The sequence below is a fragment of the Streptomyces sp. JL2001 genome (assembly GCF_050917515.1).
Lineage (GTDB): Bacteria > Actinomycetota > Actinomycetes > Streptomycetales > Streptomycetaceae > Streptomyces.
The window spans coordinates 816,337-826,439 of the sequence record NZ_CP169421.1 but is presented as its reverse complement, the minus strand read 5'-3'; the positions used below and the strand labels follow the sequence as shown (position 1 = coordinate 826,439).

Below are 10,103 nucleotides of genomic sequence, written 5' to 3'. Positions count from 1 at the left end.
GCGGAGTGTTCCCGGCGGATGTCAGTGTTTGAAGACGTCCTTCGCCTTCTCCTTGGCGGAACGCGCCTCACCCTTCGCCTGGTCGGCCTTTCCCTTGCCCTTCAGGCGCTCGTTGCCCGTCACGCGCCCGGCCGCTTCCTCGGCCTTTCCCTTGGTCTGTTCGCCCTTGGCCTTCATCTTCTGCTCACCGGACACAGTCGATCACTCCCTGCGCGTTGGATCGTGCCTGACGTCAGGGCGTCTGACCTGTCCGCGCCCCCGTAAACGCGAAATCCTGATTTTCTCTGGAGGCGGCGCGCCGAATTCCCGGGATTGTCGACGAGAAACCCGAAAATCCATCGGAATGGAGGTGTGAAGGCAGGGTAAGCGGCACTCCGGAGGTTGATAAACATGGTTCCCCTTCTTCTCGTTCTGCTTCTCGTACTGATTCTCTTCGGCGCCGGATTCGCGCTGAAGGCACTCTGGTGGATCGCCGTGATCCTGCTCGTGGTGTGGCTGCTGGGCTTCGTGGCCCGGCCGAAGGGCGGCTCGGGCCGCTGGTACCGCTGGTAGCCCGACGACCGCACCGAGGGAGGGAGAGAGATGGCTGACGCGCATTCGCCGAGATCCTCGATGCGCAGCGTGGCCCGGAGCGACGCGGTGAGAGTGGGCGCCCGCTCCGGCTTCGTGGCACGAGGTGTGCTGTACCTGCTGATCGGCGTCCTCGCCGTACGGATCGGTATGACGGGCGGGGGTGAGCAGGCCGACCGGGGCGGGGCGCTGGAGCAGATCGCGGCCACCCCCGCCGGCGCCGTCCCGCTGTGGGCGCTGGGCGCCGGACTCGTCGGCATGGCCCTGTGGCGGCTCACCGAGGCGGTCTTCGGAGCCGCGGGCCCGGACGGGCACAAGCCGGGCAAGCGGGCGCTGTCCGCCGTCAGGAGCGTCTTCTACGCGTTCGTGGCGGCCGTCGTCCTGGCCTTCGCCGCCGGCGCCGGGGACAGCGGCGCCGGCGAGACCGACCGCCAGAGCCAGGACGCCACCGCGCGTCTGCTGGCCCTCCCGGCCGGCCGGTGGCTGGTCGGCGCGGCGGCCGTCGGCATCGTCGTCGCCGGCCTGTGGATCGCCGCCCGGGCGGTCCGGAGGAAGTACCGCAAGCATCTGGACGGGGCGATGTCCGAGAACGCGCGCCGCTACATGGACGTCACCGGCGTGGCCGGCGGTGTCGCGCGCGGCGTCCTGCTGGCCGCCGTCGGGTACTTCGCCCTGCGGGCGGCGATCGACTTCGACCCCGACGAGGCGAAGGGCATGGACGACGCCATCCGCTCGTTCGCGCAGACCGGCGCCGGACCGTGGCTGCTCGTCGCCCTCGCGGCCGGACTCGCGCTGTTCGGCCTGTTCTCCTTCGGAATGAGCCGCTGGCGCCGCGTCTGACGGCGGAGCCGGGCAGACGCCACCTCGTCCTCCGCCGCCGGACCCCGGCGGCGGAGGACGAGGTGGCCGCGACAGCCCCCGGACCTGCACAATGCGGCGTGTGAGCGAAGACGACCCGTATCTGTGGCTGGAAGACGTCGAGGGCGCGGAAGCGCTGGAGTGGGTGGCCGAGCGGAACGCCGAGACGCGGGCCGAACTGGCCGCCGACGCCGGCTTCGACGAACGCAAGGAACGGCTGCGGGAGGTCCTCGACGCCTCGGACCGCATCCCGTACACCACCCGCCGGGGCGCATACCTCTACAACTTCTGGCGGGACGCCGACCACGTCCGCGGTGTGTGGCGGCGCACCACGCTGGAGCAGTACCGCAAGGACCTCCCCGAGTGGGAGGTCCTTCTCGACGTCGACGCGCTGGCCGCCGCCGAGGGCGAGAAGTGGATGTGGGCCGGCGCCCGGGTGCGCAGGCCGGCCTACGACCGGGCCCTGGTGTGCCTGTCCCGCGACGGCGGCGACGCCGTCGTCGTCCGCGAGTTCGACCTCGCCTCCCGGGCCTTCGTCGAGGACGGCTTCCGGGTCGCCGAGGGCAAGACCCGGATCGGCTGGATCGACGACGACACCGTCTTCGTCGGCGCCGAACTCGGACCGGACTCGGTCACCGACTCCGGCTACCCCCGCACCGTGCGCCGCTGGCGGCGGGGGACCCCGCTGGAGGACGCCGCCCTGGTCTTCGAGGCGGAGACGGCCGACGTGTCGGCCTGGGGCACCCACGACCCCACACCCGGCTACGAGCGGGACTTCGTCGGCCGCTCCCTGGACTTCTTCCGCAGCGAGCAGTTCCTGCTGGCCGCCGACGGCACGCTCGTACGGATCGACGTCCCGGAGGACGCCGAGGCGTACGCCCACCGCGACCACCTCGTGGTCACCCTGAAGTCCGACTGGCTCGGACACCGGGCGGGCTCGCTGCTCGCGTTCGGCTTCGACGCCTTCCTGGCCGGCGGCCGGGACGCCGAGGTGCTCTTCGCCCCGGACCCGCGGACGGCGCTCGCCGGACACTCCTGGACCCGCCGGCACCTGATCCTGGAGACGATGCGCGACGTCACTACCCACATCGAGGTGCTCACCCCCGCCCCCGGCGGCGGCTGGACGCGCGAGCCGCTGGCGGACGTCCCGGCGCTGTCCGCCGTGAGCGTCGTCGACACCGACCCGGACGTCTCCGACGAGTACTTCCTGGACGTGTCGGGATTCCTGCAGCCGTCCACGCTCCACCGCGGGGTGGTCGGCGGCGACAGCGAGGTCCTCAAGGAGGCCCCGGCCCGCTTCGACACCGCCGGGCTGGCCGTCGCGCAGCACTTCGCCACCTCACGGGACGGGACGCGCGTGCCGTACTTCGTGATCGGCCCGGACCACGCGTCGACCGGCCCCGGCCCCGCACTGCTCTACGGCTACGGCGGGTTCGAGGTCTCCCTCACCCCCTCCTACGGGGCCGTGACGGGCCGCGGCTGGCTGGAGCGGGGCGGCACCCATGTCATCGCCAACATCCGGGGCGGCGGCGAGTACGGACCCGCGTGGCACCAGGCCGCGCTCGGCGCCCACCGGACCCGCGCCTTCGACGACTTCGCGGCCGTCGCCGAGGACCTCGTCGCGCGCGGCATCACCACACCGGCCATGCTCGGAGCCGCCGGGGGAAGCAACGGCGGACTGCTGATGGGCGCGATGCTCACCCGGCACCCGGAACTGTTCGGCGCGATCGTCGCCCAGGTGCCGTTGCTGGACATGCTCCGCTTCCACCGGCTGCTCGCCGGCGCGTCCTGGATCGCCGAGTACGGGGATCCGGACGACGAGGCGGACCGCGCCCACCTCGGCGCGCTGTCCCCCTACCATCGGCTCGCCGCCGACCGGACCTACCCGCCGGTGCTGCTGATGACCTCCACCCGCGACGACCGCGTGCACCCCGGCCACGCCCGCAAGACGGCGGCACGGCTGCGCGAACTCGGCCACCGGGTGCTGTTCCACGAGAACACCGGGGGCGGCCACGCGGGCGCCGGCGACAACGAGCAGTCCGCCCACAACAACGCCCTGGTGCACACCTTCCTGTGGCGGAACCTCGGCACCTGATCGGGGCCCCGGAGCGCGGGGCCGGTGCCGGGACGAGGGGGCGGCCGGAGCGCGGGGCCGGTGCCTGCCCGCGGGCCCGTCCGCCCGGATCAGCCGACGGCACCCGGCTGCTCGCCGAGCAGCCGGGTGCGGAACAGGTCCAGGACCATGTCCAGGGCCTGCCGGGTGGGCTGACCGGGCTCGTCGATCAGGTGCTCGGTGAGGACGGAGTGCGGTGCGAGCACGGCCTCCGGGTTCGCGGCGTCGTCCTCCAGCTCGACCGCGACGAAGGCGTCGCCCAGTTCCCGCCGGAGGAAGGCGAAGCGGTCCTCCGGCACGAGCCGGTCGCTCCGGAAGCGCAGCCCGAGCACCTGGAGTTCCTGCCGCTCGCAGCGCCCCCGCACGATCGCGAGCTCGCGCGGATCGATGTCGATGCCGGCCGCGCGGCCCGGGGTGACGGCCAGCGGCAGCGACGGCTGGGACAGGACGGGGGCCACGAGCCGGTCGTCCGTGGCCATGGCGAGGGCGAACCCGCCGGTCAGGCACATGCCGACGGCGCCGACCCCGGGGCCGCCGCACCGCTCGTGCTCGGCCGCGGCCAGCGCCCGGAGCCACGACACGACACGCGAACTGCGCCCGGTGGCCAGCAGCGTGAACTCCCGGCTGACACAGACCCGCCACAGCGCGGACGCCGTGGTGAGGCCGGTCCGCGCCCAGCCGTGGGCGGCGGGGTTCGGGTCGCGGCCGGGCGTCCCGAAGAGCACCGGGAGGACGGCCGTGCAGCCCGTCGCCGCCACGCGCTCGGCGAACTCCAGGACCTTGGGCGTGATGCCCGGGATCTCCGCCAGGACGATCACGGCGGGTCCGGTGCCCCGGCGCAGCACCCGCCGGGTGGCGCCGTCGTGGGTGAACGTGCCCTGGGTGAAGCCGGTGAGATCGTGGTCTGCCACGAGCCTGCCCCCTCTGCTCTGCCGACGGTAAGTTACCGCGAAGTAGGGCCGGTGGGTCAATGGGTGCGGCCCGGGCTCGCGCACCGCGGGGACCGGCGGAGGCGGCGGGGCGACGCGAAGCGGGTCCGCCGACGGTGTCGGCGGACCCGCTCCGGTGTGCCGGCGCCGTCTCTAGCCTGCGTAGGTCTCGAACTCGGCGACCTGCGGAGTTCCGGTCGAGCCGGTGATCTCGAAGGTGATCTTGAGCAGCGAGGTCTTCGGGAAGGTGATGACGCCGGCGCCGTTGCCCGAGGTCAGGACCGCTCCCGTGTCGCCGTTGAGGACCCGCCAGGCCCCGATGCGGCCCGCCCCGCCCGAGGTCTCACGGATGGCGATCATCGAGACCGCGGTGGCGGAGCCCCACTTGATCGAGACGTAACCGGTCGAGCCGGCCGGCGACCAGTACGTGGCGGTGTTGCCGTCCCGCACGTTGCCGTAGCTGGTGCCGTCCGCCTTGCTGGAGCCGTCGGAGCCCGCCCCGATGCTGAGGTTCGTGCCACTCGGCTGGGTCGGCCCGGGGGTCGGCGTGGTCGGCGTCGGCGTCGGAGTCGGGTTCGTGGGGGTCGGCGTGGTCCCGGTCGGCGTCGGAGTCGGCGTCTGCGGCGAGCAGGTGCCGTTCGACACCCGGAGGCCCGTGCCGGAGCCCGCGGTCTGGCGCACGACGTCCGGTACGCAGGAGGCCGCGTCGAGGCTGTAGGCGTACGGGATGGACACCGTGGTGTTCGACTGCGGGTCGGGACCGGCCGGGTTGTAGTCCGTGCCGGGGCTCGACCAGGTCACGTTGTCGAAGATGTTGCCGCTGACCTGCCAGTACCCCGCGGCGTCCGTGTAGAAGGTGCCGAGGACGTCCTTGGAGTCCTCGAAGTAGTTGTTGTCCACCTTGGCGCGCGCCCCGGCCCGGGAGTTGATGCCGGACTCGTTGAGGCTCACGTAGTGGTTGTTGTAGATGTGGGCGATACCGCCCCGCAGCAGGGGGGTGCGGGAGTCGATGTTCTCGTACAGGTTGTGGTGGTAGGTGATGAAGCCGTTCGAGAGCTCGGTCTCGCTGGATCCGACGAGCCCGCCGCGTCCGGAGTTGCGCAGGATGCTGTAGGACAGCGTCACGTACTGCGTGTTGTCCTTCATGTCGAAGAGGCCGTCGTAACCCTCCGACTCGCCGCCCGAGGCCTCCAGGGTGACGTGGTCGACCCAGACGTTGCGTACGTTGCTCTCCATGCCGATGGCGTCACCGCCGTTGGACGTGGGTGAGCCCGACTTCTTGACGTTCCGTACGGTGACGTTCTGGATGATGATGTTGCTGGACTCGCGGATGTGGATGCCGAGCTGGTCGAAGACCGCCCCGCCGCCGACGCCGACGATGGTGACGTTGCTGATCTGCTTGAGCTCGATCACGCCGTCCGCCGTGTTGCAGCTGCCGCCCGACACCTTGGCCGTGTTGGCGTGGTTGACGGTCCCCTCGACCTCGATGGTGATCGGGGTGCTGCTGCTGGCCCGGCCGCACAGGGCCGCGTGGATCGCCGTGCCCGTGGTGGCCCGCACGGTCTGACCGCCCGCGCCGCCGATGGTGCCGCCGTTCTGTGTCGCGTAGCCGGTGGCGCCGCCCGTCGCCGCGGACGCCTCCGGCATCGTCAGCAGCACTCCCGTGGCGGCGGCGAGGGCCATGGTGGCCAGCGCCGCCTGGAGCCGTCGTACGCCTCGTCGTTTCATCACAGTCTCCCGGTGGGTCGTCGCCTGCCGGGCCGGTCGGTCCGGCAGGGGTGGTGCCGCTCGTCGACGACCGGGTCGGTGGGGCCTCGGGGGAAGTGGAGCTGCGAGGACATCGATGCCGATCGTGCGATGGAAGCGCTTTCTGTCCCTTCTTCCCAATGGATTCGCGAAGAGGGGAGCGGCCAACTCCCTTGGGGAGAAAGCGCTTTCCGGCGGCGACGATAGGGCGCGCCGAGGGGAGTGGCAAGGCTCTGCGCACGATCCGCCGTGTGCGGGGACACGGGTGCCTGACGTGATGCGGTGGGGGGCCGTGGGGCACGGGCGGCGGGTGAGCCGCGTCTCACCGGAGTCCCGACGCTTGTCTATGCAACTCGTTGCATAGCAAGATCGGAGCCATGGCGCTCGAACACGCGATCCTCGTGTCCCTGCTGGAGAAGCCGGGTTCCGGCTACGAGCTGGCCCGCCGGTTCGAGCGGTCCATCGGGTACTTCTGGACCGCCACCCACCAGCAGATCTACCGCGTGCTCAAGCGCATGGAGAACGACGGCTGGGTCGACGTCCGGGACGTGCCCCAGCAGGGGCGCCCGGACAAGAAGGAGTACTCCGTCGCCGACCTCGGCAGGGCCGCCCTCTCCTCCTGGCTGCACGAACCGATCGAGCCGGAGAGCGTCCGGCACGACCTCGCGGTCAAGATCCGCGGCGCCGCCTTCGACGATCCGGCCGCCCTGATGAGCGAGGTGGAACGGCACAAGCAGGCCCACGCGGCCCGGCTGGCCCACTACCTCGCGGGCGAGGCGCGCGACTTCCCCGGGTCCGTCCCCGGGGCCCCCGGCGCCGGGCACGTCGACCGCGACGCGCCGGACGCCGAGCCCGCCGCCCCCGTCGCGCCGGACCCCGAGCGCGAACTCCAGCACGCCGTCCTGCGCGGAGGCATCGCGTACGAACGCATGATGCTCGCCTGGCTCGACGACGTCCTCGCCACCCTCGGCCGGTTCGGTCCCGGACACTGACCGGCCGTACCGCTCAGCCCGTACGTCCCACCCCTTCCCTCCTCCAGTCGAAAGGCGGCAACCATGGCCGACCCGCTGCTGTTCAACCCGCGCACCTACGACCCCGCGCACTTCGATCCGGAGACCCGCCGGCTGCTGCGCGCCACCGTCGACTGGTTCGAGGAGCGCGGCAAGCGACAGCTGATCGAGGACTACCGGACCCGGGCCTGGCTCGGCGACTTCCTCGCCTTCGCCGCCAAGGAAGGGCTGTTCGCGACCTTCCTGACCCCGTCGTCCGAGGGAGACGGGCAGGACGGGCGCTGGGACACCGCCCGGATCGCCGCGCTCAACGAGATCCTCGGCTTCTACGGCCTCGACTACTGGTACGCCTGGCAGGTCACCATCCTCGGCCTCGGCCCGGTCTGGCAGAGCGACAACGCCGCCGCGCGCGGCCGCGCCGCCGAACTCCTCGCGCAGGGCCAGGTGTTCGCCTTCGGCCTGTCCGAGAAGTCCCACGGCGCCGACATCTACTCCACGGACATGCTCCTGGAGCCCGACGCCGACGGCGGCTTCCGCGCCACCGGCTCCAAGTACTACATCGGCAACGGCAACGCCGCCGGACTCGTCTCCGTCTTCGGCCGCCGCACCGACGTGGAAGGCCCCGACGGCTACGTCTTCTTCGCCGCCGACAGCCGCCACCCGGCGTACCACCTGGTCAAGAACGTCGTCGACTCGTCGAAGTACGTCAGCGAGTTCCGGCTCGAGGACTACCCGGTGGCCGCCGAGGACGTCCTGCACACCGGCCGCGCCGCCTTCGACGCCGCCCTCAACACGGTCAACGTCGGCAAGTTCAACCTGTGCACCGCCTCCATCGGCATCTGCGAGCACGCGATGTACGAGGCCGTCACCCACGCGCACAACCGCATCCTCTACGGCCGCCCCGTCACCGCGTTCCCGCACGTGCGCCGCGAGCTGACCGACGCCTACGTCCGCCTCGTCGGCATGAAGCTCTTCAGCGACCGGGCCGTGGACTACTTCCGCTCCGCCGGTCCCGACGACCGCCGCTACCTCCTCTTCAACCCGATGACGAAGATGAAGGTGACCACGGAGGGCGAGAAGGTCATCGACCTGATGTGGGACGTCATCGCGGCCAAGGGGTTCGAGAAGGACAACTACTTCGCCCAGGCCGCCGTGGAGATCCGCGGGCTGCCGAAGCTGGAGGGCACGGTCCACGTCAACCTGGCGCTGATCCTGAAGTTCATGCGCAACCACCTGCTGGAGCCCGTCGCCTACGAGCCCGTCCCGACCCGCCTGGACGCGGCCGACGACACGTTCCTCTTCCGCCAGGGCCCGGCCCGCGGTCTGGGATCGGTGCGTTTCCACGACTGGCGCACCGCCTACGACACCTTCGCCCACCTGCCCAACGTCGCCCGGTTCCGGGAACAGGCGGACGCGCTCTGCGAGTTCGTCACCACGGCCGCTCCCGACGAGAAGCAGAGCCGCGACCTCGACCTCCTCCTCGCGGTCGGCCAGCTCTTCGCGCTCGTCGTCCACGGCCAGCTGGTCCTGGAGCAGGCGGACCTCACCGGCCTCGACGAGGACGTCCTCGACGAACTGTTCGCCGTCCTCGTCCGTGATTTCTCCGCGCACGCCGTCGAACTGCACGGCAAGGACTCCGCGACCGAGCAGCAGCAGCTGTGGGCGCTGGGCTCGGTCCGGCGCCCGGTCGTCGACGAGGCGCGGTCGGAGCGGGTCTGGCAGCGGGTCGAGGCCCTCTCGGGGGCGTACGAGATGGCCCAGTAGGGACCGGAGAACGGGGGCCGGACAAGGGGCCGGTCGCGGGGTGAGGCTCCGCGGCCGGCCCTCGGCGCACGGGGGCACCGGGGGACCGTTCCGGCGGGGTGGACCTCCGTCCGCCCCGAGCCGTCCGCCGCCCCGTGACTCACATGCCGTGCTGGACGACCCCGCGGGTCGAGAACGTGACGGGATCCCCGCCGGTGAAGTCGCCCGGCGGGATGCCGGGGTGATGCCCCTCGCTCGGCGCCGGGGCCTCGGCGCGGGGGCCCAGCGCGAGGCGGGACACGATGCGGTAGCGGTCGCCCCGGTAGAGCGAGTGCACGTACTCCACCGGCCGGTTGCGGGTGTCGGTGGTGAGGCGCTCGAAGAGCAGCGCGGGGGAGAGTTCGGGCACGTCCAGCAGGTCGGCCTCGGCGCGTGTCACCACCGTCGGCTCGATCGACTGCACCGCCTCGCTGACCTGCACGTCGTGCCGGTCGCGCAGGTGCTCGTACAGGTCTCCCTGCTCCAGTTCGTCACTGGTCAGGTCGGGGACGAGGTCGGCGCGCACGTGCAGGTACTCGATGGCCATCGGCGAGCCGTCGACCAGCCGCAGCCGCGCCACGTACCGGATCTCCGCCGCCGGTGAGATCCGCAGCTTGCGGCCCACCCGGGCGCCCGCGGGCAGGGTCCGGAACTCCAGCAGCCGACTGGTCCACACCCCGCCGGCCCGCGGCAGGCTGAAGGCGTGCCGGTCCGAGACCAGTTCCTGGGTGATCTTCTCGGCGGCCACGAACATGCCCCGGCCGTGCTCGCGCACCAGCAGCCCCGCGACGACGAGTTCGTCGACCGCCGCGCGCAAGGTGGGCCGGGAGACGCCCAGTTCGGCGCTGAGCACCCGTTCGGAAGGGATGGCGTCGCCGGGGCGGCGTGCCTCGACGAGTTCGAGGATCGCGTCCCGGACGCGCTCGCGCTTGAGTACCGCACCGGAGGCGGCGGCGTCGATCTCCATGCGGGTCTCTCGTTCGTCGGCGACACGGGCACTGGTCATCATAACTGGTCTGCTGGTCAGGCGACCAGTGTGCGCTTACCTGCCCTTGCTCGACGTCACGTGGGAGCTATGAGGGTGAAGTCCCTTTC

Annotated in this window: 9 protein-coding genes; 5 read left to right on the top strand and 4 right to left on the bottom strand. The window is 71.7% G+C overall.

Annotated elements, in window-relative coordinates:
• Positions 1–21: 21 nt before the first annotated feature.
• Positions 22–195 (bottom strand): CsbD family protein, encoded by a 174-nt coding sequence (locus ACE1OA_RS03645; protein WP_356601949.1) that lies wholly within the window; start codon positions 193–195, stop codon positions 22–24.
• 195 nt (positions 196–390) lie between these two features.
• Between ACE1OA_RS03645 and ACE1OA_RS03640 the strand changes: the two genes are divergently transcribed.
• From ACE1OA_RS03640 to ACE1OA_RS03630, 3 genes are all read left to right on the top strand, one after another.
• Positions 391–552, top strand: a complete 162-nt coding sequence (locus tag ACE1OA_RS03640) for a DUF5670 family protein (RefSeq protein WP_147981387.1) — start codon at positions 391–393, stop codon at positions 550–552.
• 30 nt (positions 553–582) lie between these two features.
• Entirely contained in the window at positions 583–1,410 is an 828-nt protein-coding gene (locus ACE1OA_RS03635; RefSeq protein ID WP_384868102.1) for a DUF1206 domain-containing protein, read from the top strand.
• A gap of 91 nt (positions 1,411–1,501) precedes the next feature.
• On the top strand, positions 1,502–3,523 hold the full coding sequence (locus ACE1OA_RS03630; protein WP_384868100.1) for a prolyl oligopeptidase family serine peptidase: 2,022 nt from the start codon (positions 1,502–1,504) through the stop codon (positions 3,521–3,523).
• Between the two features lie 89 nt (positions 3,524–3,612).
• Here the strand turns inward: ACE1OA_RS03630 and ACE1OA_RS03625 are convergent, their stop codons facing one another.
• Together ACE1OA_RS03625 and ACE1OA_RS03620 are read right to left on the bottom strand one after the other, a co-directional pair.
• Positions 3,613–4,452, bottom strand: a complete 840-nt coding sequence (locus tag ACE1OA_RS03625) for a dienelactone hydrolase family protein (protein ID WP_386545832.1) — start codon at positions 4,450–4,452, stop codon at positions 3,613–3,615.
• Positions 4,453–4,623: 171 nt separating this feature from the next.
• Positions 4,624–6,198, bottom strand: coding sequence for a pectate lyase family protein (locus ACE1OA_RS03620; RefSeq protein WP_432752253.1), 1,575 nt, complete (start codon positions 6,196–6,198; stop codon positions 4,624–4,626).
• Positions 6,199–6,593: 395 nt separating this feature from the next.
• Here ACE1OA_RS03620 and ACE1OA_RS03615 point away from each other — a divergent pair, with 395 nt between their 5' ends.
• Positions 6,594–7,208, top strand: coding sequence for a PadR family transcriptional regulator (locus tag ACE1OA_RS03615; protein WP_356601957.1), 615 nt, complete (start codon positions 6,594–6,596; stop codon positions 7,206–7,208).
• 63 nt (positions 7,209–7,271) lie between these two features.
• Positions 7,272–8,990, top strand: coding sequence for an acyl-CoA dehydrogenase family protein (locus ACE1OA_RS03610; protein ID WP_432752252.1), 1,719 nt, complete (start codon positions 7,272–7,274; stop codon positions 8,988–8,990).
• Positions 8,991–9,129: 139 nt separating this feature from the next.
• Here ACE1OA_RS03610 and ACE1OA_RS03605 read toward each other — a convergent pair whose 3' ends face one another.
• Entirely contained in the window at positions 9,130–9,975 is an 846-nt protein-coding gene (locus ACE1OA_RS03605) for a GntR family transcriptional regulator (RefSeq protein ID WP_356601961.1), read from the bottom strand.
• Positions 9,976–10,103 lie beyond the last annotated feature (128 nt).

Excerpts from the sequence above, each read along its gene's own strand:
- ACE1OA_RS03640 (WP_147981387.1), top strand. The coding sequence starts at position 391 with ATGGTTCCCCTTCTTCTCGTTCTGCTTCTCGTACTGATTCTCTTCGGC.
- ACE1OA_RS03635 (WP_384868102.1), top strand. The coding sequence starts at position 583 with ATGGCTGACGCGCATTCGCCGAGATCCTCGATGCGCAGCGTGGCCCGG.
- ACE1OA_RS03630 (WP_384868100.1), top strand. The coding sequence starts at position 1,502 with ATGCGGCGTGTGAGCGAAGACGACCCGTATCTGTGGCTGGAAGACGTC.
- ACE1OA_RS03620 (WP_432752253.1), bottom strand. The coding sequence starts at position 6,198 with ATGAAACGACGAGGCGTACGACGGCTCCAGGCGGCGCTGGCCACCATG.
- ACE1OA_RS03615 (WP_356601957.1), top strand. The coding sequence starts at position 6,594 with ATGGCGCTCGAACACGCGATCCTCGTGTCCCTGCTGGAGAAGCCGGGT.
- ACE1OA_RS03610 (WP_432752252.1), top strand. The coding sequence starts at position 7,272 with ATGGCCGACCCGCTGCTGTTCAACCCGCGCACCTACGACCCCGCGCAC.
- ACE1OA_RS03605 (WP_356601961.1), bottom strand. The coding sequence starts at position 9,975 with ATGGAGATCGACGCCGCCGCCTCCGGTGCGGTACTCAAGCGCGAGCGC.